Annotated in this window: 23 protein-coding genes; 8 read left to right on the plus strand and 15 right to left on the minus strand. The window is 58.6% G+C overall.

What is annotated here, in order from left to right; all coding sequences use genetic code 11:
- Nucleotides 1–40 precede the first annotated feature (40 nt).
- A complete protein-coding gene (ushA, locus tag E0L16_RS00855) occupies nucleotides 41–1693 on the plus strand; it encodes a bifunctional UDP-sugar hydrolase/5'-nucleotidase UshA (RefSeq protein ID WP_131636097.1) in 1653 nt (550 codons plus the stop codon).
- Nucleotides 1694–1738: 45 nt separating this feature from the next.
- On the opposite strand, the gene ybaK is transcribed toward ushA, so the two are convergent.
- The 3 genes from ybaK to copA all read right to left on the minus strand — a co-directional run bounded on the left by ybaK (nucleotide 1739) and on the right by copA (nucleotide 5760).
- Nucleotides 1739–2218, minus strand: a complete 480-nt coding sequence (ybaK, locus tag E0L16_RS00860) for a Cys-tRNA(Pro)/Cys-tRNA(Cys) deacylase YbaK (RefSeq protein ID WP_063451652.1) — start codon at nucleotides 2216–2218, stop codon at nucleotides 1739–1741.
- Nucleotides 2219–2416: 198 nt separating this feature from the next.
- Nucleotides 2417–3211: a TraB/GumN family protein gene (locus E0L16_RS00865; RefSeq protein ID WP_102749828.1), complete on the minus strand. Its 795-nt coding sequence runs from the start codon at nucleotides 3209–3211 to the stop codon at nucleotides 2417–2419.
- A gap of 50 nt (nucleotides 3212–3261) precedes the next feature.
- A complete protein-coding gene (copA, locus tag E0L16_RS00870) occupies nucleotides 3262–5760 on the minus strand; it encodes a copper-exporting P-type ATPase CopA (protein WP_112791915.1) in 2499 nt (832 codons plus the stop codon).
- Nucleotides 5761–5868: 108 nt separating this feature from the next.
- Here copA and cueR point away from each other — a divergent pair, with 108 nt between their 5' ends.
- Nucleotides 5869–6279 (plus strand): Cu(I)-responsive transcriptional regulator, encoded by a 411-nt coding sequence (gene cueR / locus E0L16_RS00875; RefSeq protein ID WP_063869000.1) that lies wholly within the window; start codon nucleotides 5869–5871, stop codon nucleotides 6277–6279.
- On the opposite strand, the gene E0L16_RS00880 is transcribed toward cueR, so the two are convergent.
- The 3 genes from E0L16_RS00880 to E0L16_RS00890 all read right to left on the minus strand — a co-directional run bounded on the left by E0L16_RS00880 (nucleotide 6276) and on the right by E0L16_RS00890 (nucleotide 8648).
- Nucleotides 6276–6728, minus strand: a complete 453-nt coding sequence (locus tag E0L16_RS00880) for an NfeD family protein (RefSeq protein ID WP_131636098.1) — start codon at nucleotides 6726–6728, stop codon at nucleotides 6276–6278. The genes cueR and E0L16_RS00880 overlap by 4 nt on opposite strands.
- Nucleotides 6725–7639 carry an SPFH domain-containing protein gene (locus E0L16_RS00885; protein ID WP_063451647.1) on the minus strand — a complete coding sequence of 305 codons (915 nt, stop codon included), beginning with the start codon at nucleotides 7637–7639 and terminating at the stop codon, nucleotides 6725–6727. The genes E0L16_RS00880 and E0L16_RS00885 overlap by 4 nt, the downstream gene beginning before the upstream one ends.
- Before the next feature lie 154 nt (nucleotides 7640–7793).
- Nucleotides 7794–8648, minus strand: a complete 855-nt coding sequence (locus E0L16_RS00890; RefSeq protein ID WP_063451646.1) for a hypothetical protein — start codon at nucleotides 8646–8648, stop codon at nucleotides 7794–7796.
- Between the two features lie 142 nt (nucleotides 8649–8790).
- Here E0L16_RS00890 and fetA point away from each other — a divergent pair, with 142 nt between their 5' ends.
- Both fetA and fetB read left to right on the plus strand, forming a co-directional pair.
- The gene (fetA, locus tag E0L16_RS00895; protein ID WP_131636099.1) at nucleotides 8791–9462 is read left to right on the plus strand and encodes an iron efflux ABC transporter ATP-binding subunit FetA; all 672 of its coding nucleotides are present in this window, start codon (nucleotides 8791–8793) and stop codon (nucleotides 9460–9462) included.
- A complete protein-coding gene (gene fetB, locus E0L16_RS00900; RefSeq protein ID WP_131636100.1) occupies nucleotides 9455–10237 on the plus strand; it encodes an iron efflux ABC transporter permease subunit FetB in 783 nt (260 codons plus the stop codon). The genes fetA and fetB overlap by 8 nt, the downstream gene beginning before the upstream one ends.
- Nucleotides 10238–10324: 87 nt before the next feature.
- Here fetB and E0L16_RS00905 read toward each other — a convergent pair whose 3' ends face one another.
- The 3 genes from E0L16_RS00905 to tesA are packed head-to-tail and all read right to left on the minus strand — an operon-like array spanning nucleotide 10325 to nucleotide 12660.
- Nucleotides 10325–11179 (minus strand): co-chaperone YbbN, encoded by an 855-nt coding sequence (locus E0L16_RS00905; protein WP_063451644.1) that lies wholly within the window; start codon nucleotides 11177–11179, stop codon nucleotides 10325–10327.
- A gap of 58 nt (nucleotides 11180–11237) precedes the next feature.
- On the minus strand, nucleotides 11238–12047 hold the full coding sequence (locus tag E0L16_RS00910; RefSeq protein WP_107534829.1) for an SDR family oxidoreductase: 810 nt from the start codon (nucleotides 12045–12047) through the stop codon (nucleotides 11238–11240).
- Complete coding sequence (tesA, locus tag E0L16_RS00915) at nucleotides 12028–12660, minus strand: multifunctional acyl-CoA thioesterase I/protease I/lysophospholipase L1 (RefSeq protein ID WP_063451796.1); 633 nt, start codon at nucleotides 12658–12660, stop codon at nucleotides 12028–12030. The genes E0L16_RS00910 and tesA overlap by 20 nt, the downstream gene beginning before the upstream one ends.
- Here tesA and ybbA point away from each other — a divergent pair.
- The 3 genes from ybbA (at nucleotide 12631) to E0L16_RS00930 (ending at nucleotide 17056) form a co-directional block, all read left to right on the plus strand.
- Nucleotides 12631–13317: a putative ABC transporter ATP-binding protein YbbA gene (gene ybbA, locus E0L16_RS00920; protein ID WP_063451642.1), complete on the plus strand. Its 687-nt coding sequence runs from the start codon at nucleotides 12631–12633 to the stop codon at nucleotides 13315–13317. The genes tesA and ybbA overlap by 30 nt on opposite strands.
- Nucleotides 13314–15728 carry a putative ABC transporter permease subunit YbbP gene (gene ybbP / locus E0L16_RS00925; RefSeq protein WP_131636101.1) on the plus strand — a complete coding sequence of 805 codons (2415 nt, stop codon included), beginning with the start codon at nucleotides 13314–13316 and terminating at the stop codon, nucleotides 15726–15728. The genes ybbA and ybbP overlap by 4 nt, the downstream gene beginning before the upstream one ends.
- A 182-nt stretch (nucleotides 15729–15910) precedes the next feature.
- Nucleotides 15911–17056, plus strand: coding sequence for a porin (locus E0L16_RS00930; RefSeq protein ID WP_063451640.1), 1146 nt, complete (start codon nucleotides 15911–15913; stop codon nucleotides 17054–17056).
- Nucleotides 17057–17146: 90 nt separating this feature from the next.
- Here the strand turns inward: E0L16_RS00930 and mnmH are convergent, their stop codons facing one another.
- From mnmH to ppiB, 5 genes are all read right to left on the minus strand, one after another.
- Nucleotides 17147–18217, minus strand: coding sequence for a tRNA 2-selenouridine(34) synthase MnmH (gene mnmH / locus E0L16_RS00935; RefSeq protein WP_131636102.1), 1071 nt, complete (start codon nucleotides 18215–18217; stop codon nucleotides 17147–17149).
- Between the two features lie 84 nt (nucleotides 18218–18301).
- The gene (purK, locus tag E0L16_RS00940; RefSeq protein ID WP_107534832.1) at nucleotides 18302–19369 is read right to left on the minus strand and encodes a 5-(carboxyamino)imidazole ribonucleotide synthase; all 1068 of its coding nucleotides are present in this window, start codon (nucleotides 19367–19369) and stop codon (nucleotides 18302–18304) included.
- The gene (purE, locus tag E0L16_RS00945) at nucleotides 19366–19875 is read right to left on the minus strand and encodes a 5-(carboxyamino)imidazole ribonucleotide mutase (protein WP_063868980.1); all 510 of its coding nucleotides are present in this window, start codon (nucleotides 19873–19875) and stop codon (nucleotides 19366–19368) included. Before purE ends, purK begins: the two co-directional genes overlap by 4 nt.
- Nucleotides 19876–19994: 119 nt before the next feature.
- Nucleotides 19995–20717, minus strand: coding sequence for a UDP-2,3-diacylglucosamine diphosphatase (lpxH, locus tag E0L16_RS00950; protein ID WP_112791922.1), 723 nt, complete (start codon nucleotides 20715–20717; stop codon nucleotides 19995–19997).
- A gap of 3 nt (nucleotides 20718–20720) precedes the next feature.
- Entirely contained in the window at nucleotides 20721–21215 is a 495-nt protein-coding gene (ppiB, locus tag E0L16_RS00955) for a peptidylprolyl isomerase B (RefSeq protein WP_000256009.1), read from the minus strand.
- Between the two features lie 175 nt (nucleotides 21216–21390).
- Here ppiB and cysS point away from each other — a divergent pair, with 175 nt between their 5' ends.
- Complete coding sequence (gene cysS, locus E0L16_RS00960; protein WP_131636103.1) at nucleotides 21391–22776, plus strand: cysteine--tRNA ligase; 1386 nt, start codon at nucleotides 21391–21393, stop codon at nucleotides 22774–22776.
- 88 nt (nucleotides 22777–22864) lie between these two features.
- Here cysS and E0L16_RS00965 read toward each other — a convergent pair whose 3' ends face one another.
- Entirely contained in the window at nucleotides 22865–23386 is a 522-nt protein-coding gene (locus E0L16_RS00965; RefSeq protein WP_131636104.1) for a metal-dependent hydrolase, read from the minus strand.
- Between the last annotated feature and the right edge of the window lie 27 nt (nucleotides 23387–23413).

Genomic DNA, 23413 nt, shown 5'->3' on the forward strand with positions numbered 1-23413 from the left:
TGTAATTTTTGCGTTTGTCTATGGGTCAGGGAGAGAGAAGATGAAGTTAATAAAGCGTGGCGTCGCGCTGGCGCTCATTGCCGCGTGGGGGCTGACAAGCCTGCCCGCGCAGGCGTATGAGAAAGATAAAACCTATAAAATTACCATTCTCCATACTAACGATCATCACGGCCATTTCTGGCGCAGCGAATATGGTGAATATGGCCTGGCGGCGCAAAAAACGCTGGTGGACGGCATTCGCAAAGAGGTCGCGGCCCAGGGCGGCAGCGTGCTGCTGCTGTCGGGCGGGGATATTAATACCGGCGTACCGGAATCGGATTTACAGGATGCCGAGCCTGATTTTCGCGGCATGAATCTAATCGGCTACGACGCGATGGCGGTCGGAAACCACGAGTTTGATAATCCGCTGAGCGTGCTGCGCCAGCAGGAGAAGTGGTCCAAATTCCCGTTCCTTTCCGCCAATATTTATCAGAAAAGCACCGGCGAGCGCCTGTTTAAACCGTGGGCGCTGTTTAAGCGTCAGGATCTGAAGATCGCGGTCATCGGCTTAACCACTGACGATACGGCCAAAATTGGCAACCCTGAATATTTCACCGACATTGAATTCCGTAAACCGGCGGACGAAGCGAAGCTGGTGATCCAGGAGTTGCAGCAGAATGAAAAGCCGGATGTGATTATCGCGACCACCCACATGGGGCATTACGATAATGGTCAGCACGGCTCCAACGCGCCGGGCGACGTAGAGATGGCGCGCAGCCTGCCAGCGGGCTCGCTGGCGATGATTGTGGGCGGCCATTCGCAGGATCCGGTCTGCATGGCGTCGGAGAACAAAAAGCAGGTGGACTACGTGCCGGGCACGCCGTGCGCGCCGGACCGTCAGAACGGGATCTGGATCGTGCAGGCCCACGAGTGGGGGAAATACGTTGGCCGCGCGGATTTTGAATTCCGTAACGGCGAGATGAAGCTGGTGCACTATCAGCTCATCCCGGTGAACCTGAAGAAGAAAGTCACCTACCCGGACGGCAAAAGCGAACGCGTACTCTACACGCCAGAGATCGCTGAAAACCAGCAGATGCTCTCCCTGCTGACGCCGTTCCAGAGCAAAGGGAAAGCGCAGCTGGACGTGAAGATTGGCACGCTTAACGGTCGTCTGGAAGGGGACCGCAGCAAAGTCCGCTTCGTGCAGACCAACATGGGGCGTCTGGTGCTGGCCGCGCAGATGGCGCGCACGAATGCGGATTTTGGCGTGATGAGCGGCGGCGGTATTCGTGATTCCATCGAAGGCGGAAACATCACCTATAAAGACGTGCTGAAGGTACAGCCGTTTGGCAACGTGGTGGTGTATGCGGACATGAGCGGGAAAGAGGTGATTGACTACCTGACGGCCGTGGCGCAGATGAAGCCGGACTCGGGGGCGTATCCGCAGTTTGCTAACGTCAGCTTCGTGGCGAAGGACGGCAAGCTCAACGATCTCAAGATCAAGGGTGAGCCTGTTGATCCGGCGAAAACCTACCGCCTGGCAACGTTAAGCTTCAATGCCACCGGCGGCGACGGCTATCCGCACATTGATAACAAACCGGGCTATGTGAATACCGGCTTTATTGATGCGGAGGTGCTGAAGCAGTTTATCCAGCAGAATTCACCGATTGACGTGAACGCGTATGAGCCGAAGGGCGAGGTGAGCTGGCAGTAGTGGTTTTGTTGCCGGGTGGCGGCTACGCCTTACCCGGCTTTTTATTCAATCCCGGCGCGCAATATCCGCAAACGTCGCGTCCAGCATTTTCGCCAGATCGCCCGCGGCCAGTTCGATATCCAGCCCACGCTTGCCGCCAGAAATGTAGATCGTCTCAAATTCCTGCGAAGGCGCATCGATCAGCGTCGGCAGACGCTTTTTCTGGCCGAGCGGGCTGATCCCGCCGACAAGATATCCGGTCGTGCGTTGCGCAACCATCGGGTCGGCCATATCGACCTTTTTCGCCCCCAGCGCTTTGGCCACTTTTTTCAAATCGAGCTGACCGGCGACGGGCGTCACCGCCACGGCGAGGTGCTTCATATCGCCATTCACCGCGACCAGCAGCGTTTTGTAGACCTGGTCCGCGTTCAGCCCCAGCTTGCGCACCACTTCATCACCAAAGTTGGTTTCGTTCGGATCGTGATCGTAGGTGTGGATCCGGAAAGAAATTTTGTTTTTTTCGAGTAATTTAACGGCGGGAGTCATGGCTATCCTTCTTACGACAGACGATTCATAACAGCAGCATACGCCTGACGTTTGTCTAAAAAATAGCACCATCTTGCGCAATAGTATTGGCAGTGATGGTCACTTTGAGCGACAATCGGCTCAACCGAAGGTCACTTCGGTATAATAAAAACGATGAAATTCCTCTTTGACGGGCCAATAGCGATATTGGCCATTTTTTTACTTCAGCAGCGACGGCAAATTCCCTTCGCCGTACAAATGCAACGCGCCCACCGCGACGACATAACGACCGGCAGGCAGGGCATACAGCGTCTCCCGCCACGCCTGGTTACGCGCGTTCATCAGCACATCATACAACGATTCACTGAACGTCGACGGTAACGCCAGCTTGCCGTCTGCCGGCGGCGCGTCCAGCCACCAGCCAATCATGGTTTGCAGAAGCCGCGCATTGGTGTGCCAGTGGGTCAGGGTATCTTCCAGCAGCATACGTCCGTCGTCCGGCAGCTGACGCAGGAGCGCTATCTGGCTGTCCGTCCCTTCCAGTTCGATGACGGGCATAGTGCGCGCCCGTGCCATATTCAGCAGCTGATAATCAATGCCGTAATCGCCGCGCAGGCCCAGGCGCTGCGCCTGCGTGGCCTGTAACACCATCGCGATTTGCCACAGCGGCAGGGTATCAATCATGGATAGCGATACGCCCGTCTCGTTGGCAATGCGCGTCAGCTCCGCGAGCTGAGCATCGTCCAGACGTTCCGCCAGCGGGAGGTCGCTTTCCAGCCCGGCAAACGGCGACTCGTGGCCGGAGATGTCGGCCTCGACGATCAGCGCGTCGGCGCGCTTCAGCAGTTTAATCAGGCCGGCGGGCAGGGGTGACATATCCTGTGTGCCCATATGGATGCTTCCCACCAGGTGCAGATGCCGTCCGCCCGGAAGCGAAATATCCATGCCGGGCCAGGCATAACGGCGGGGAAAGAGGGCGCGAAACGATGCTTTTATACGGCTAAACAGACTCATACGCGCTCCATGATCGGAAAGGGTCATGCTAGCGCGTACGAGAACAAGGTTCAATCCTTCGGTTTAAACCGCAGCAGGCGGTTGGCGTTGCTCACCACGGTAATGGACGAGAGCGCCATCGCCGCACCCGCGACCACCGGGTTCAGCAGAGTGCCGGTCAGCGGCCACAAAATCCCGGCGGCAACCGGAATGCCGAGTGAGTTGTAGATGAATGCCCCCAGCAGGTTCTGCTTCATGTTGCGCAACGTAGCTTTCGAAATCGCCAGCGCGTCCGCCACGCCCATCAGGCTGTGCCGCATCAGGGTGATCGCCGCAGTCTCAATGGCAACATCGCTCCCGCCGCCCATCGCAATGCCTACGTCAGCCTGCGCCAGCGCCGGGGCGTCGTTGATACCGTCGCCCACCATCGCCACCTGGCGACCCTGACTTTGCAGGTTCTTGATGGCGTCCGCTTTGCCGTCCGGCAGCACGCCGGCAATCACCTCATCAATCCCGGCTTCTCTGGCGATGGCGTTAGCGGTCGTCGGATTATCACCGGTTAACATCACCAGGCGGTAGCCCGCGCGGTGCAGGCGCTGTAGGGCATCCACGCTGTCCTGGCGTAACGGATCGCGCACGGCCAGCAGCGCCGCCGCCTGTCCATCCATCGCCAGCAGAACCGGTGTCGCCCCCTGAGAAGCCTGCGCGTTAAGCTCAGCTTCCAGCGCGGACGTATCAACGCCGTTTTCATTCAACAGTGCCTGGTTACCCAGCAGCAGCGTATGCCCTTCGGCTTCCCCGCTGACCCCTAAACCGCGCAGGGTGCGGAAGTTGCTTACCTGCGGCAGGCGGGCATCGCCGGCTTTCTCAAGGATGGCGCGCGCTAGCGGGTGGCTGGAACCTTGTTCCAGCGCCGCGGCAAGGCGCACGGCATCCGCTTCCGTACAGCCCGCGGTATTGACGGCCACCACCTGGGGTTTGCCCTCGGTGAGCGTACCGGTTTTATCAAAGACAAGGGTGTCCAGCGTGCTTGCCCGCTGTAGCGCGTCGGCGTCACGGACCAGCACGCCAAACTCGGCGGCGCGACCGACGCCGGAGATAATCGACATCGGCGTGGCCAGGCCAAGCGCACAAGGGCAGGCGATGATCAGCACCGTGGTGGCAATCACCAGGGTGTAGACAATCTGCGGTGCCGGGCCGAAGAAATACCAGATCGCCGCGCTGAACAGGGCAATGCCGACCACCACGGGGACAAAAATAGCGGAAATTTTATCGGCAAGCTGGCCGATTTCCGGCTTGCTGCTCTGGGCCTGGCGGACCATGCGGATGATGCGCGACAGGGTGGTATGGCTGCCAACGGCGCTGGCGCGGAACAGCACGCTTCCGTCCTGCACCACCGTACCCGCATGCACCGCATCGCCCTGGGATTTCTGCTGGGGGATCGGCTCACCGGTCAGCATGGCTTCATCAAGCCAGGCGTCGCCCTGAGTGATTTCACCGTCGACGGGCACGCGGTCACCGGTGGTCAGGCGCAGCGTCATACCCGGCTGCACCTCCGAAAGCGGAACGCTTTTCTCCCCGTCGTCCGTCACCACGCGGGCCGTCGGCGGGGTTAAATCGAGTAATCTTTCCAGCGCTTTCGACGAGCGCTGGCGAGCGCGGGCTTCGAGCATGTGGCCTAAGTTAATCAGACCAATAATCATCGCGCTCGCTTCATAGTAGAGGTGGCGAGCTTCCATGGGGAACCACTGCGGCCAGACGTTAACGCTCATTGAATAGAGCCACGCGGCTCCCGTCCCGAGCGCGACCAGCGTGTCCATCGTCGCCGTGCGGTTTTTCAGGCTCTTCCAGGCGCTGGTGTAGAAATGCCCGCCTGCAAACACCATGACCGCAAGGGTAATGACACCAATCACCAGCCACAGGGTACGGTTGTCGGCGGTGACCATCATGTTGTCACCCATCATGCCCCACACCATCACCGGAATACCAACCAGCAGGGCGACGATCGCCTGCCAGCGGAAGCGCTTCATGGTGGCGATAGCCGTTTCCTGCTGGCGCTCGCGGCGCTCGGCATCATCTTCGATGGCCTCCGCCCCGTAGCCCGCTTTCTCGACGGCCTGTACTAAATCTGCGGCGGAGGCGCTGCCCATCACCAGCGCAGTACGCTCCGCCAGGTTTACCCGTGCCTGCGCTACGCCCGGGACCGCCTGCAAGGCATTCTGTACCCGTGAAACGCAGCTGGCGCAGCTCATGCCGTTGATCAGCAGCTGTTGGCTGTCATCAATGTCATCCGCTACCGGAAGCTCAGGAGTGGCCGCTGTCAGTGCTTCCGACGGGGATGATGACTCTGCCAGCGGTTTAGCCTTTGGGTGGCTTAACTCCGCCCCGTAACCGGCCTGTTTGATAGTATCAATCAGCGCGTCGGCGCTGGCGCTGCCGGTCACGGCGGCATGATCGATAGTCACCTCAGCGCTTTCCACGTCAGGGCGCTGCTCCAGACTTTCTTTAACGCGTTTGACGCAGTGGCCGCAGGAGAGGCCGTCAAGCGTCAGGTCAATAGTGTGAGACATAACAAAACTCCCGTATAATGTTCTGGTCAATTGTTGACCTTCACTCTGCTTTTCGCTAACTGTTATGAAGGTTAAACCTTCCATCAAGGGGAAGGTCAAGGGGGAAATGTGAATATCAGCGATGTTGCGAAAAAAACCGGCTTAACCAGCAAAGCGATTCGCTTTTATGAAGAGAAAGGGCTGGTGACGCCACCGTTGCGCAGTGAGAACGGCTACCGCAGCTATACGCAACTGCATCTTGATGAACTGACGTTACTGCGCCAGGCAAGACAGGTTGGATTCAACCTGGAAGAGTGCGGGGAGCTGGTAAACCTGTTTAACGATCCGAAGCGCCACAGTGCCGACGTGAAAAAACGTACGCTGGAAAAAGTGGCGGAGATCGAACGCCATATTATCGAATTACAGGCAATGCGTGAGCAGCTGTTACAGCTGGCGGAATCCTGCCCGGGAGATGACAGCGCCGACTGCCCGATTATCGACAATCTTTCCGGCTGCTGCCACCGCAAAACCCACGCCTAACAGGCTTTAACCCGCAGGGTAATACCTTCCACCGCAATGACCTCAACCCGCGTTCCGGCGCTGAGGTCATCATCGGCCACGACCGGCCACGAACTGTCCCCCACGCGCATATGGCCGCGTCCGTTGATCAGCGAGTTATCAAGCGTGAAACGTTTACCCACGATCTGCTGCCCACGCTGGTTGAGATGCGCATCGACTGGCTTCTGCTCCTGAACGCGTTTGTTCAGCCAGCGCCACCACAGCCAGGCGGCCACCAGCGTCAGTACGGCAAACAGCGCGCCCTGCCACTCCCAGCCGACAGGCAGCAGCCAGACGACCAGCCCGGTAATCACCGCGGCAATGCCGCTCCACAGCAGATAACCGTTGCCGCCCAGCATCTCGGCGGCCAGCAGCAGGCCGCCGAGGCTTAGCCAGAACGCATGTGGATGTGCAACGATGAGTTCAATCATTTTTTACGCTCGTTTCCGCCGTCTTTGATCAGTTCGGCAATCCCGGCGATAGATCCCATCAGGCTGCTGGCATCCAGCGGCATCATCACCACTTTGCTGTTGTTTGCAGAGCCGATCTCCTTCAGCGCATCGGTATATTTTTGCGCGACGAAGTAGTTCACGGCCTGGATATCCCCGGCGGCAATCGCCTCGGATACCATTTGCGTCGCGCGGGCTTCCGCCTCTGCCGAACGTTCACGCGCTTCCGCCTGGAGGAAGGCAGACTGACGGTCGCCCTCGGCTTTCAGGATCTGCGACTGTTTTTCCCCTTCCGCTTTCAGGATCTCGGCCTGGCGCACCCCTTCGGCTTCAAGGATATAGGCACGCTTGGTACGCTCGGCCTTCATCTGCGCGTTCATGGAAGCGATCAGCTCTGCCGGTGGGCGCACGTCGCGGATCTCAATGCGGGTCACCTTGATCCCCCACGGATTGGTAGCTTCATCCACAATATGCAGCAGGCGGGTATTGATGCTGTCACGCTGGGAGAGCATTTCATCCAGCTCCATCGAGCCCAGCACGGTACGGATGTTGGTCATCGTCAGGTTGACGATCGCCAGCTCCAGGTTGCTCACCTCATAGGCCGCTTTCGGCGCGTCTATCACCTGAATAAAGCACACCGCATCAATGGTGACGTTGGCGTTATCCTTCGAGATGACTTCCTGGGAAGGGATATCCAGGACCTGCTCCATCATGTTGATCTTGCGCCCAATTCTGTCCATGAAGGGGACGATCAGGCTTAAACCAGGCTGAAGGGTATTGGTGTAGCGACCGAAGCGTTCGACGGTCCACTGGTAACCCTGCGGGACAATTTTGATGCCTGCGCCCACGATAACCAGCGCAACGAAAATAAGGACAGGGACAACGATGAGCATAAAAACCTCCTGTTTTGCATGCCGTAGCGGGAAAAATTGCGTAATTGTTGAACGTTAGTATATCGGTTAACGGGCGGGATTTCGCCCCTGTAAAGAGGTGGGAACCGGACTGGTAAAATTAAAATGCCCCGCCAGGAGAGCAGGGCGCATACGCTTAGTCTTCTGACCAGGTGTAGCTGAAGTCGGTGATAAACCCATCCCCGGCGTCAGCGATGGCTTTCGATAAGCCCTGATAGTATTTTTCCAGGCCAATAGCCTCTATCTGTTGGATCTGTTCGCGGATCGGGGCGCAGAACAGCACTGCATTACCCGCTCCGACACGTTTGTTGTTCGGCGGCAGATCGCCGGTGATCGCTTTAAACCAGGTTCTGATCCCTTGCTTTAGGCTGTGCGGCGCTTTGGCAAGATTCTCCTGGCCGGTCAGCACCTGTAGCGTTGGGAATGCATTAGCGTTGACGGCGGTTTTCATGCGCGCAAAGAAGGCGGTAAAAAGCTCAAAAGAGCCGAGATCCGTGACGCGAGGCTTGGTGGTTTTTCCGTTCTTATTGCCCATTTTTCCCACAGGCGCGGCGGGCGCCGGAACCACATTGACCTTATGCAGATCCAGACCAAACAGCAGATTGCAGTGCGCCCGGCGTTCTTTTAGCGGGTAGGACATCAGCACGTCAATAAACGCCGTCGCCTTCACATCGGCCAGGTCATGGTTGATCAGCCATTGCGAGCGGGCAAATTCAGCAGGCGAAACGAACCAGTCCGGCACCTCGGTAAAGCGTCTGGATTTACCCTTGCTGTCAAATTCGAGAAAGTAAGCCCCGTCATCGAAAGCAAAATAGCAGTTCTTAAAGCTGCCAATCGTGGTGTTAACGATGAGTGCCTTCTTAACAAAATCGACAACCTCTGCACCCATAACAAAACGCGTGAGTTCCGACGAATTGATGACTTCCATTAATGTTTCGACATCAGGCACGCCTGGCTTCAGGGAGGAAAACTCATAAAAAATATGTGTCATGCGGCTTACTACCTGTAGTGATAGAGGTGACAATGAGCAAACAAAAAGTTTAACACTAGCCATAGCTTAAGGCTATTCGCACTGTGAACCTGAAAGGATTATGCTACAGGCTGTTCTCTTAAAAGCGTTAAATGGAATCGGAATGAATAATAAAAAAAATCTTCTGGATATCAGGGATGTTGGCTTTCGCGTGGGTGACAACACGATCCTTCAGCACGTCGATTTTTGCCTTTCACCGGGCGAATTTAAGCTGATAACCGGCCCCTCCGGCTGCGGCAAAAGCACGCTTCTGAAAATCGTGGCCTCGTTACTGAGCCCAACGGAGGGAGCTATCCTGTTTGAAGGGAAGGATATCGCCACGCTTACACCGGAACGCTACCGCCAGCAGGTGTCCTACTGCGTGCAGACGCCGTCCCTGTTTGGCGATACGGTGTACGACAATCTGGTGTTCCCCTGGCAAATCCGCAACCAAACGCCTGAACCTGAAACGTTTGCCGACGATTTGGCCCGGTTTGGCCTTTCGCCGGAGACGCTGACCAAATCGATCGCCGACCTGTCAGGCGGGGAAAAGCAGCGCGTATCGCTGATCCGTAACCTGCAATTCCTGCCGAAGGTGCTGCTGCTGGACGAGATCACCAGCGCGCTGGATGACGCCAACAAGCGCAACGTGAATGAGATTATTCATCGCTACGCCCGTGAACAGGATATTGCCGTGCTGTGGGTGACGCACGATTCAAACGAAATTAGCCATGCGGATGATGTCATCACGCTCAGGCCGCAGGGCGGGAAAATGCAGGAGGCTAACCGTGGGTGAACATAATATAACGAACGAATCGCTGGCGCTGTCGATGGTACTGGTGCTGGTGGCGATTGTGGTCAGCTACCGGGAAAAGCTGGGGCTGGAGAAAGATATTCTGTGGAGTATCGCCCGCGCGGTCATCCAGCTCATCATCGTCGGCTACGTGCTGAAATACATCTTCAACGTCAACCATGCGGTACTGACGCTGCTGATGGTGCTGTTTATCTGCTTCAACGCGGCGTGGAATGCCCAAAAGCGCAGTAAATACATCGATAAAGCGTTCATCTCGTCGTTTATCGCGATTACCACCGGGACCGCGTTAACGCTGGCGGTGCTGGTGCTCTCTGGCTCGATAGAGTTTACGCCGATGCAGGTGATCCCCATTTCCGGGATGATTGCGGGTAACGCGATGGTGGCGGTAGGGTTGTGCTACAACAATCTGGGGCAACGCTTCAGCAGCGAGCAGCAGCAGCTTCAGGAAAAGCTAAGCCTGGGGGCAACGCCGAAGGTGGCCTCGGCGCGGTTGATTCGCGACAGCATTCGTTCTTCGCTGATCCCCACGGTGGATTCAGCAAAAACCGTGGGGCTGGTCAGTCTGCCGGGCATGATGTCGGGGCTGATTTTTGCCGGTATCGATCCGGTTAAAGCGATTAAGTACCAGATAATGGTGACGTTTATGCTGCTCTCCACCGCGAGCCTGTCGACGATTATTGCCTGCTACCTGACCTATCGGAAGTTCTACAACGCAAGCCACCAGCTGGTGGTGACGCCGTTGAAAAACGTGCGCTGATTGTGCCGGGCGGCACTGCGTTTGCCCGGCCTACGATTCGTGCTTTTGTAGGCCCGGTAAGGCGAAGCCGCCACCGGGCAAAGTGCATCAATATAACAACGCGTACAGCTGACGACGATATTTTGACGCCAGGGCGTCACCGGTACCAAGCGCGGCCAGGATCTCCTGGAACATCTTCCGCGCCTGACCGTCTGCGGCGCCCAGGTCTTTCTGAAGATGGCTAAACAGCAGTTCCAGCGCCTCTTCGTTACGCCCCACCTGATGCAGCTGGAGCGCGAGCTGGCTTGCCAGCGCCGCATCCGCCGGGTTGTCTGCAACCTGCTGCTGAAGCTGCTGAATTTCAGGGGTATCCGCCGCCTGTTTCAGCAGGTCAATCTGCGCCACCAGGCCCTGATAACGGGTGTCCTGATCCTGCATCGGAACGGTTTTCAGAACGGCTTCCGCGTCTTCAGGGCGGTGCAGCGCAATTTGGGTCTCTGCCAGCAGCAGACCAATCTGGCTGTTTTGATTCGACAGCTGCCACGCGTCTTTTAACAGCGGCAGCGCCTCGTCGTATTTGCCTTCCTGCATCAGCGCCATCGCTTCCTGCGCCTTCAGCTCTTCTTCACGCGGCAGGACTTTATCCAGCAGGGCGCGGATCGCCTCTTCCGGCTGCGGCCCCTGGAAGCCATCGACGGGCTGACCATTCTGGAACAGGTAGACGGTCGGGATCGCGCGCAGGCCAAACTGGGATGCCACCATCGGTTCGGCGTCACAATCCAGTTTCGCCAGAATGAACTGGCCGTTGTATTGCGCAGCAAGGCTTTCCAGGACCGGCGTCAGTTGCAGACAGTGTTGGCTGCGTTCAGACCAGAAGTAGAACAGCACCGGTTTAGCCATTGACTGTTCGAGCGTCTGTTGCAGGTTAGCTTCAGTAATATTGACGATATTCTGTACGGACATGCGGCATTCTCTTTTGTCGGTTTACTCTTTACATGGGGGTAAGCGTCATCGCTTCAACTCAACCCTGCAAAATTTTGTCCATCATCCGTCCCGGTAGCAGGCGTTTTAACCAGCCGACGGCATGGGTCACCAGCGTGACCGGATAGCGCGTTTTGGGGTTGTCGCTCTCAAAGGCGTGACGCACTTTGGCGACCACCGCCTCCGGCCCCAGCGTGAAGCGTGCGGCAATACCGGGGTTTTCGACCGGCTTGTCTGCCTGCGTCTGGTTAACGTTTTCCGTGAACCGGGTACGGATGGGGCCGGGCTCAATCAGGCTGACCTTAATGCCGCTGTGGCGCAGTTCCATGCGTAGCGCATCGGACCACGCCTCCAGCGCGTATTTGCTGGCGGCATAAGCTCCGCGGCCCGGTGTGGAGATCAGGCCCATCACCGAGGAGGTCATGACGATGCGCCCTTCGCCGTGCGGCAGCATGGCGGGAAGCAGGCGCATGGTGAGCTGATGCGCGCCGAAAACGTTAGCGGAGAACTGCTGTTCCAGCTGTTCCCGCGAAATGGTCTGTAACGGGCCGTAGACGCCATAGCCCGCATTGTTGAACAGGCCGTAAAGCCGGTTATTGGTCAGGGCGATAACCTCATCGGCGGCCTGCTCCACGCTCTCAGGCGAATCCAGATCCAGCAGGATGCCGGTAAAACCGAGCCCTCTCATGCGTTCGACATCTTCGGGTTTACGGCAGGCTGCCAGTACCCAAAACCCCTGGCGCTTAAGCTCAAGGGCGCTTTCAAGGCCAATTCCGCTGGAACATCCTGTTATTAAGACCGATTTTTGCATAACTTTACCTGTCAGGTTCTCAGCTGTTTGACGAGTCATGTTTTACTAAAGGTGCCAGCCGGGTTGCCATCCAGTCGGCAATAAACGGCTGGGCATCGCGATTGGGGTGAATGCCGTCGTCCTGCATCCACTGGGGCTTGAGATAGACCTCTTCCATGAAAAATGGCAGCAGCGGAATATCAAACTCTTTGGCAAGCTTAGGATAGATCGCGCTAAACGCCTCATTATACCGACGGCCGTAGTTAGCGGGCAGGCGAATTTGCATCAGCAGCGGCTGGGCGTTAGCGGCCTTAATGGTCTGCAAAATGGTCCGCAGCGTTTGCTCGGTTTGCTGCGGCGGGAAGCCTCGCAGGCCATCGTTGCCGCCCAGTTCAACCAGCACCCAGCGCGGCTGATGCTGCTTGAGCAGGGCAGGCAGGCGCGACAGGCCCTGCTGCGACGTATCGCCGCTGATGCTGCCGTTAACGACAGACGTCCCGGACTGCCATTTATCATTGAGCAGCGCGGGCCAGGCCGCGCTGGCGGCCATACGATAGCCCGCGCTCAGGCTGTCGCCCAGCACCAGTAACGTGTCCGCAGCCGCCGCGCGGAAGGTCATCAGCATCAAAAACAGGAAGGGCAAATGCCAGCGGAAAACATTGTTGAAGTTCATCGTCTTAAGAAGTCCGTCGGTCAGGGAGAACACGAGCTTTCCATCCTTACCGGAGTTGAACTCGTTGTCAAACGCGCCGAAAGCATCGCGCTGATTGGCGAATCCGGTTCCGGTAAGTCCACGCTGCTGGCGATCCTGGCCGGCCTGGACGATGGCAGCAGCGGCGAGGTGAACCTGGTCGGCCAGCCCCTTCACGCGCTTGATGAAGAGGCGCGCGCCGCGCTGCGCGCCCGGCATATCGGGTTTGTCTTTCAGTCCTTCATGCTGATCCCAACCCTCAACGCGCTGGAAAACGTCGAGCTGCCGGGCCTGCTGCGCGGCGAAAATACCCGCGAAAGCCGCGATCACGCCAAAGCGTTGCTGGAACAGCTTGGGCTGGGGAAGCGGCTTGACCACCTTCCGGCGCAGCTGTCCGGCGGCGAGCAGCAGCGCGTGGCGCTGGCGCGGGCGTTTAACGGACGCCCGGAAGTGCTGTTTGCCGATGAGCCAACGGGCAACCTCGACCGTAAAACCGGGGATAAAATTGCCGATCTGCTGTTTTCGCTCAACCGCGAGCACGGCACCACGCTGATTCTGGTTACCCACGATCCGCAGCTGGCCGCCCGCTGCGACCGCCGCCTGCGGCTGGTGAACGGTATTCTTCAGGAGGAAGCATGATTGCCCGCTGGTTCTGGCGCGAATGGCGCTCGCCCTCGCTGCTGATTGTCTGGCTGGCGTTGAGCCTGGCGGTGGCCTGCGTGCTGGCGCTCGGCAGCGTCAGCGATCGCATGGAAAAAGGGCTTAGCCAGCAGAGCCGCGAATTTATGGCGGGGGACCGGGCGCTGCAAAGTTCCCGACCCGTCCCGCCGGGCTGGATAGAAGAAGCGCGCAAGGAAGGGCTGAAGGTAGGGGAGCAAATCACCTTCCAGACCATGACCTTTGCGGGCGACACGCCGCAGCTTGCCAGCGTGAAGGCCGTGGATGACATCTACCCGATGTACGGCGAGCTACAAACCAGCCCGCCGGGGCTAAAACCGGCCTCCGGTACGGTATTGCTGGCTTCGCGTCTGATGGCGCTTCTTAACCTGAAGCCCGGCGACAGTATTGACGTTGGCGATGCCACTCTGAAAATTGCCGGGGAAGTGGTGCAGGAGCCCGATTCCGGCTTTAACCCGTTCCAGCTCGCGCCGCGCCTGCTGATGAACACCGCCGATGTCGCGAAAACCAACGCCGTCCAGCCTGGAAGCCGCGTCACCTGGCGCTATAAGTTTGGCGGTACGCCCGCACAGCTGGAGGCGTATGAAAAATGGCTTCTGCCGCAGCTCAAGCCGGAACATCGCTGGTACGGGCTGGAGCAGGATGAAGGGGCGCTCGGCAAATCTCTTGAACGTTCCCAGCAGTTCCTGCTGCTGTCGGCGCTGTTAACCCTGCTGCTGGCCGTTGCGGCCGTCGCCGTGGCGATGGGGCACTACTGCCGCAGCCGTTACGATCTGGTGGCGATCCTCAAAACCCTCGGCGCGGGTCGGGCGCAGCTGCGCAAGCTGATTGTCGGCCAGTGGCTGATGGTGCTGGCGCTGTCGGCCATTACCGGCGGAGCGATCGGGCTGCTGTTTGAAAAACTGCTGATGGTGCTGCTCAAACCGGTACTGCCCGCCGCGCTGCCGCCAGCCAGCCTCTGGCCGTGGCTGTGGGCCATTGGCGCGATGACGGTGATCTCCCTGCTGGTGGGGCTGCGCCCGTACCGGCTGCTGCTCGCCACCCAGCCGCTGCGCGTGCTGCGCCGCGACGTGGTGGCCAACGTCTGGCCAATGAAGTTCTACCTGCCGGTGATTATTGCGGTGGCGGTCGGGCTGCTGGCCTGGCTGATGGGCGGCAGTACACTGCTGTGGGCGGTGCTGGCGGGTGCGGTCGTGCTGGCGCTGCTGTGCGGCGCGCTGGGCTGGGTGCTGCTCAGCCTGCTAAAAAAGCTGACGGTGAAATCGCTGCCGGTGCGTCTGGCGATTAATCGTCTGCTGCATCAGCCGTGGTCCACACTCAGCCAGCTTTCGGCGTTCTCGCTGTCGTTTATGCTGCTGGCGCTCCTGCTGGTGCTGCGCGGGGATCTGCTGGATCGCTGGCAGCAGCAGCTTCCGCCGGAAAGCCCGAACTATTTTCTGATCAACATCGCGCCCGAGCAGGTGACGCCGCTGAAGGGCTTCCTGTCCGAGCATCACATTATTCCCGAGTCGTTCTATCCGATCGTGCGTGCCCGCCTGACGCAGATCAACGGCCAGTCGACGGAAGGAAACAAAGACGAATCGCTCAACCGAGAGCTGAACCTGACCTGGCAGGAGAAGCGTCCGGACCATAACCCGATCGTCGCCGGCACCTGGCCGCCAAAGGCGGGGGAAGTGTCGATGGAGGAGGGGCTGGCGAAGCGTCTGAACGTGGGGCTGGGCGACAGCGTGACCTTTACCGGCGACACGCAGGATTTCAGCGCCAAAGTGACCAGCCTGCGCAAGGTGGACTGGGAAAGCCTGCGGCCAAACTTCTTCTTCATTTTCCCGCCGGGCGCGCTGGACGGACAGCCCCAGAGCTGGCTGACCAGCTTCCGCTGGGAAAACGGCAACGGCATGCTGACGCAGCTTAACCGGGAGTTTCCGACGGTGAGCCTGCTGGATATCGGCGCGATCCTCAAACAGGTCGGGCAGGTGCTGGAGCAGGTGAGCCGCGCGCTGGAGGTGATGGTGGTGCTGGTGACGATCTGCGGCATATTGCTGCTGCTGGCGCAGGTGCAGGTCGGCATGCGCCAGCGGCATCAGGAGCTGGTGGTCTACCGCACGCTGGGCGCCGGTAAGCGACTGCTGCGCGCCACGCTGTGGAGCGAGTTTGCGCTGCTTGGGCTGGTGGCGGGGCTGGTGGCGGCCATCGGTGCGGAAACCGCGCTGGCGGTGCTCCAGACGAAAGTCTTCGACTTCCCGTGGGAGCCTGACTGGCGGCTGTGGGTAACGCTGCCCGTCTGCGGCGCCGTGCTGCTGTCCCTGTGCGGCGGCTGGCTCGGCACCCGTCTGTTGAAAGGTAAAGCGCTGTTCCGCCAGTTTGTCAGCTAGTTTACTGACGTGATGATGACGCACCGGCATATCTGCTGGTGCGTCACCGCTTAACGGCACAAATCGTTAATGACCCTGCATTTAGTAGCACAAAACATTAAAAACCCGCCCACACAGCCCGAATATTTCCGGTTAATATTCACCAGCTAAATATTTAGCAGCGTGTCTATCAAGGAAAAAGAATGACTATAAGAAAAACAGCGCTGGCGACAACGATCGGCGCAGCAGTGGCATTGGCTTCTTTCGCATCCCAGGCGGAAATCACTCTTCTGAAACAGGATCCGCAGGCGGGTAACCCGCTGAGCCGCCTGAACTTCACCGTTGGCGGCAGTATTCGTCCTCAGTTCCAGAACATGACCGGCGATGACGGCAAAAACGGCTACAAGCGTAACGGCTTTGACGGCGGTACCCGCTTCCGTTTCGCGGCAGACTACTACCTGTTCGATGACATCAGCTGGATCACTTACTACGAGCTGGGTGTGAACATTCCGGCGCAGTTTAACTGGGATAACCACTACGCCGACGGCGCGCACGACACCTCACGTCGTATGCTCTACACCGGCCTGAAGAGCGACACCTGGGGCACGCTGACCTTCGGCCAGCAAAACAGCGTGTACTATGATGTGGTGGGCGCGAAAACCGATATCTGGGACTACGACATGATCGGCCAGGCGCCGGGTAACGGGATCAACGGCGACTACGACGGCTCTTACCGTTCACGCCAGATGCTGAAGTACAAGAAAACCGTGGGCGATGCGGATATCTATGCATCCTACCTGTTTGAGGACAGTGAATACCTGCCGGGTAACGGCCTGCGCTACAAGCGTAAAGGCGGCGGCTCGCTGGGTATCGATTACCACCTGACCACCGATCTGACCTGGGGCGCAGCGTGGAACTACACCCGCGCGGACATGCGTAACCCGGACAACGGCGACAGCAAATCCTACGACCAGAACATTGTCGGTACTGCGCTGAGCTGGACCCCGGATAACTGGACCTTCTCCGCGGGCGGCGGCTGGTATCAGAACTTCATGACCACCAAAAAAGTGTCCGTTAACGACTACTTCGCCGGTGACGCATGGGGTATTGAATACTTCGCAGGGTACAAATTCCCGGTCGGCCAGTATGCGGTGAAATCCATCCAGCCTTACTTCATGGGTGACCGCATTGAGTACGTGAACGGCCGTAACTACCAGCGCATCGACAACGGCGTGGGTATCAGCTTCCAGCTGGACTACGGTTTCCGCGTGGATTACGAACACGTGTTCACCTCCAGCACCGACAACCTGGGCGACATGAACCTGGTGCGTCTGCGTTACGACTTCTAAGTTGTTTGTTCCCCGGTGGCGCTGCGCTTACCGGGGCTACACAAGCACGCGTAGGCCGGGTAAGGCGTAGCCGCCACCCGGCTTTATTTTTCAGCGATTAAGCCATTCGGCAATGTCTTCGAACGTCCCGCGATACACAATTTTCTCCGCCTTTTTCTCCAGCTGATAACCGTACATCGGGTCGTAATAGTCGTTCAGCAGCGGCACAAGCCAGCTGAAGTGTGCGTCAGTGCTGCCAGTTCGCTGTTGCTCGACGAGCGCGGCGTCCAGCAGGGCGGTAAACTCCGCGAAGCGTTGCAGCCCCAGACGGCGACGAATGGCAAAAAGTCCGTGATGCAGGTATTCGCTGTACGCTTTCCAGCCCGCGTCTTCACCGTAGGCGGCAGAAAAGTCCGCCCACATATGGTCGAAGTACTCTTCACGCAGGCGCTCAAGACGAACGTCAAACGGATCCTCGACCACCACGATAGGCGCTTCAGCCATGCGGTCGCGCAGGCACGCCGGCAGATGGTTGGAGCCAATCATCCGGCCCTCATCTTCCAGCACCCAGCGCGCCGCGTCTTTTTTCAGCAGCTCAACGGCGAGGTGATTTTCAAAGCTCGCCTGGGAAAGCTGCGGCGTGAGCGTGCGGCCAAACGACGAGCCGCGATGGTGCGCCAGCCCTTCCAGATCGATGCCCTGCGCGTGCTGCTTCACCAGCAGCGTTTTACCGTTGCCGGTACAGCCGCCGATAAGCACCATCGGCTTTTGCGACTGCTCGACCGTGACCTGAATCGCCGTCTGACGCAGGGCTTTATAGCCGCCGCGGATCAGCGGGTAATCAACACCCGCCTCCTTAAGCCAGGCCTGGGAGATATGCGAGCGCTGCCCGCCGCGGGCGCAGCAGAGATAGCCCTCGGGGTGAGCAAGGCTGGCTTCGCGCCAGGCGTTAATGCGCGCCTCCCGCGTCTCGCCGCTCACCAGGCTATGGCCGAGCGCCAGCGCGGCGTCGGGTCCCTGGCGTTTATAGCAGGTCCCCACGGCGGCACGCTCGTCGTCGTTCATTAAGGGCAGGTTGAGTGCGGCGGGCATCGCACCCTGGGCAAATTCGATCGGCGCGCGAACGTCGATTAAAGGGGTATCGGACGCGAGGATCGCGCGATAGTCCGTTCCATCGTTCATGGTGATTCCAGAAGAAAACTGAGCAGCAATGGGCGGGAATTGTACGCCGGGGAAGGGGAAGGTCAACTCCCCGGCGCAGATGTCTTAGTTGAGCTTTGACTGTGCCCAGACAATACCGCTTGCGTATTCCGGCGGCAGGAGAGGGACGATCGCTTCCAGCGTAGCGCTCAGGCGATCCGTGTCGGTATCGTTCAGGTTCAGGTGACCGACCTTACGACCCGGGCGCACCTCTTTGTCATACCAGTGCAGGTGCACCAGCGGCAGCTTCAGCCAGTCGTAATTCAGATCGGTGCCGATCAGGTTGATCATCACCGACGGGCTGGTCACTACCGGCTGCGGCAGAGGCAGATCAGTGATAGCGCGCAGGTGCAGCTCGAACTGGCTGATGGAGGCGCCGTTTTGCGTCCAGTGGCCGCTATTGTGCACGCGCGGCGCCAGCTCGTTGATCAGCAGGCCCGACGGCGTGACGAAGCACTCCATCGCCATCACGCCCACGTAGCCCAGCTCGTGCATGATGGCGGAGAGCATCTCTTCCGCCTGCGCCTGCTGGCCAGCGTTCGCCTGCGGGAAGGCAACGCTGGTACGCAGAATGCCGTCCTGATGCAGGTTATGCGTCAGCGGGTAAAACACCGTGCGACCATCATGCGCGCGCGCGCCAACCAGCGACACTTCGCCGCTGAAGTTGATGCCCTGCTCAACGATGCATTCGCCGTAGCAGTCGTCCGGCAGCTCGGCGGTGTCGTTCGCCCGAAGACGCCACTGCCCGCGACCGTCATAGCCGCCGACGCGGCGCTTCACGATCGCCAGTTCGCCCAGCATCGCAAACACATCATCCCACTCGCTTTTATCAGAGAGCAATTGCCACGGCGCGGTTGCAAGGCCGAGCTTGTCGAACAGCTGCTTTTGCGTGAGACGGTCGGCGATGATCGGGAATACGTCCCGGTTCACAAAGGCGTTATGGCGCGCCAGCTCGCGGGTCAGGGCGGTTTCCGGCCAGCGTTCAATTTCGGCGGTGATCACGCTCTGATGGAACGGCACGGCTTCCGGCTCGGCGTCCAGCCCGACGGGCCAGACGGTAATACCCAACGGTTCGCCAGCCTGACGCAGCATGCGGCCAAGCTGACCATTACCCAGAACGCAAACCTGCTTCATGCTGCACCCCGCGGATCTGGGTTATCCAGCACCTCGTCGGTCTGGGCTTTACGCCACTCCGTCAGGCGTTGATGTAACGCTGTATCGTGCGTCGCCAGGATCTGTGCGGCGAGCAACGCGGCGTTGGCGGCGCCCGCTTTGCCAATCGCCAGCGTACCGACGGGAATACCGCGCGGCATCTGCACAATAGAGTAAAGGCTATCGACACCGCTTAACGCAGCGCTCTGCACCGGCACGCCCAGCACCGGCACCAGGGTTTTGGCGGCAATCATGCCCGGCAGATGTGCTGCGCCGCCCGCACCGGCAATAATCACCTCATACCCGTTCTCTTCGGCGCTTTCGGCGAAGCTAAACAGTTTGTCCGGCGTGCGGTGTGCGGAAACCACTTCAACGTGGTGCGGAACATTCAGGATTTCAAAGATTTCGGCGGCGAACTGCATGGTAGCCCAGTCGCTTTTGGACCCCATCACGATGGCGACACGCGCCGGATTATTGCGGGAAGACATGCGTCTTAAAACTCCTGTGGTGCGGAACACACTGCTTTCGAGGGCACAGAGAATAGCATGTAATACCGGCAAGGAAAACGGTTGCGTGGTCGAGAAATGGGCGAAAAGACGGGTGGGCGTTAAAACGGGAAGGCGATCAGTTCCACCCCTTCCGGCGTGACTTTTACCATCGAACCTTCGCTGTGCCATGCCCCTAAAACCACGCGGTGAGCGGGCTCGCCGTTGGCGATAAGGGAGTGCACGTCCGGGCGATGGGTATGGCCGTGGATCAGCCACTGAACGCGATGCTTTTCCATCACGTTAACCACTGCCTGCGGGTTGACGTCCATAATGGTCATCGATTTGCTGCTGTTGGCGGCTTTGCTGCCCGCGCGCATTCTGGCGGCGATGCGGTTGCGGATAAACAGCGGCAGGGCGAGGAACACTTTCTGGATCCACGGAGTGTGGACTTTGGCGCGAAACGCCAGATAGCCGGTATCGTCGGTGCAGAGCGTGTCGCCGTGCATGATCAGCACCTTGCGACCGTAGAGATCGAGCACCTGCTCTTCCGGCAGCAGCGTCATGCCGCTCTCGCGGGCGTAGCGCTGGCCTATCAGGAAGTCACGGTTGCCGTGAATGAAATAGCAGGGCACGCCGGAATCCACCAGCGCGTGAATGGCGGCTGCCATTTCACGGTGCAGCGGGTTCGGGTCGTCGTCGCCGATCCAGGCCTCAAACAGGTCGCCCAGAATGTACAGCGCGTCGGCGCTTTTCGCTTCACCGCGTAAAAAACGCAGAAAACCGGCGGTTATCGCCGGTTCTTCTGTTTGCAGATGCAGGTCTGCAATAAAGAGTGTCGCCACGAATTACTCGCTGACGGTCACGCTTGTAATCACAACGTCTTCTTTAGGAACGTCCTGGTGCATACCGCTGCGGCCAGTAGAAACGGCTTTGATCTTGTCGACCACGTCCATCCCTTCAACCACTTCTGCGAATACGCAGTAGCCCCAGCCTTGCAGGCTTTCGCCAGAGAAGTTCAGGAAGTCGTTGTCCGCTACGTTGATGAAGAACTGTGCGGTTGCAGAGTGTGGCGCCTGAGTACGGGCCATTGCCAGCGTACCACGGGTGTTTTTCAGGCCGTTGTTCGCTTCGTTTTTGATCGCTTCTTTGGTCTCTTTCTGGCGCATACCAGGCTCGAAACCGCCGCCCTGGATCATAAAGCCGTTGATCACACGGTGGAAAATAGTGTTGTTGTAGAAACCTTCGCGGCAGTAGTCCAGGAAGTTTTTAACTGTTTCAGGCGCTTTATCATCAAAGGTTTTGATTACGATATCGCCATGATTAGTGTGGAAAGTAACCATTTTTGCATCCTGTTCCGTTATTGTGGTGCGTCGACCCGTGCTCGGGTCACATATAGGGGCTTGTTATAGCATAACCACAGGACACGATCACCTTGCATTGTGTGCTGACCGTGCTCCCAATTATGGGTATTATAAGGAACAAACAATCCACACACGTGTTTACATGGAATCTTCGATGTTAAAAATCTTTAATACAATGACGCGCCAGAAAGAGGAATTTAAACCTATCCATGCCGGGGAAGTCGGCATGTACGTGTGTGGTATTACGGTTTACGATCTCTGTCATATCGGCCATGGCCGTACCTTTGTTGCGTTCGACGTGGTGTCACGCTACCTGCGCTTCCTGGGCTATAACCTGAAGTACGTGCGCAACATCACCGACATCGACGATAAAATCATCAAGCGCGCTAATGAAAACGGCGAAAGCTTCGTCGCGCTGGTGGATCGCATGATCGCCGAAATGCACAAGGATTTTGACGCCTTAAATATTCTGCGCCCGGACAGCGAGCCGCGCGCGACCCACCATATCCATGAAATCATTGAGCTCACCGAAAAGCTGATCGAACGCGGTCACGCCTATGTGGCGGACAACGGTGACGTGATGTTCTCGGTGCCGACGGACCCAACCTACGGTGCGCTTTCCCGCCAGGATCTGGACCAGCTTCAGGCCGGCGCGCGCGTGGACGTGGTTGACGTGAAGCGTAACCCGATGGACTTCGTGCTGTGGAAGATGTCCAAAGAGGGCGAGCCGAGCTGGCCATCCCCGTGGGGCGAAGGGCGTCCGGGCTGGCACATTGAATGTTCAGCGATGAACTGCAAGCAGCTGGGCAACCATTTCGACATTCACGGCGGCGGTTCGGATCTGATGTTCCCGCACCACGAAAACGAAATCGCGCAGTCCACCTGCGCCCACGGCGGCGAGTACGTGAACTACTGGATGCACTCCGGGATGGTGATGGTTGACCGCGAGAAGATGTCTAAATCGCTGGGCAACTTCTTTACCGTGCGCGACGTGCTGAAGTATTACGACGCGGAAACCGTGCGCTACTTCCTGATGTCTGGTCACTATCGCAGTCAGCTGAACTACAGCGAAGAGAACCTGAAGCAGGCGCGCGCTGCGCTGGAGCGTCTGTACACCGCGCTGCGCGGCACCGACAAATCTGTGCCTGCGGCGGGCGGCGAAGCATTTGAAGCGCGCTTTGTTGAGGTGATGAACGACGACTTCAACACCCCGGAAGCCTACTCCGTGCTGTTCGACATGGCGCGTGAGGTCAACCGCCTGAAGTCAGAAGATATGGCGGCGGCGAATGCGCTGGCGTCTCATCTGCGTAAGCTCTCTTCCGTGCTCGGCCTGCTGGAGCAGGAGCCGGACGCGTTCCTGCAAAGCGGCGCGCAGGCAGACGACGGCGAAGTGGCAGAAATTGAAGCGCTGATTAAAGCGCGTCTGGAAGCGCGTCAGGCGAAAGACTGGGCGGCGGCGGATGCGGCGCGTAACCGTCTGAACGAGATGGGCATCATTCTGGAAGACGGCCCGCAGGGGACGACCTGGCGTCGTAAGTAAGTCTTTAATGCCCGGTGGCGCTTCGCTGACCGGGCCTACAAAAGCACGACCGTAGGCCGGGTAAGGCGCAGCCGCTACCCGGCTTTTTTTACCTTCGTTTCCACCACAACATCCCCATCAGCACCGCCCCCGGCAGCCACACCCACAGCAGTTCCGAGATAATGACCTCATGCCCGTACGGCGTGGTATAGCGCGACAGCGCAAACGGCGCGACCTTGATCACCTGCCACGGCGCAAAGAAGCGCTCGTCTGACCACGGCCACAGCCAGCCGACGCCTTTCCCGCCGGTGGTAACGGAGTCCAGCAGGCTGTGCGACAGCAACGACACGGTTAAAAACAGCCAGCAGCGCGTCAGGCTGGCCCTGAACCATCGTCGCCCGGCCAGCATGCAGAGTATCGGCACCACAAAGGCAAACAGTAGCGAATGAGTGAAACCGCGGTGGCCAAAAATATTCCCGTAGGCGACGCCGAATTTAAACGCCAGTACGTCGGCGTCGGGCAGCATGGCGAGGACGATCCCGGCAAACAGCAGGCGGGGTGGGATGACTTTCGTTCCCAGACCTAAGCCCAGACACAGAGGAACGGCAGCGTGGGTGATAACGGTAGGCATTGCATGTATCCATGGCAAATCATGGGA

This window comes from Enterobacter quasihormaechei (genome assembly GCF_004331385.1).
GTDB lineage: Bacteria > Pseudomonadota > Gammaproteobacteria > Enterobacterales > Enterobacteriaceae > Enterobacter > Enterobacter quasihormaechei.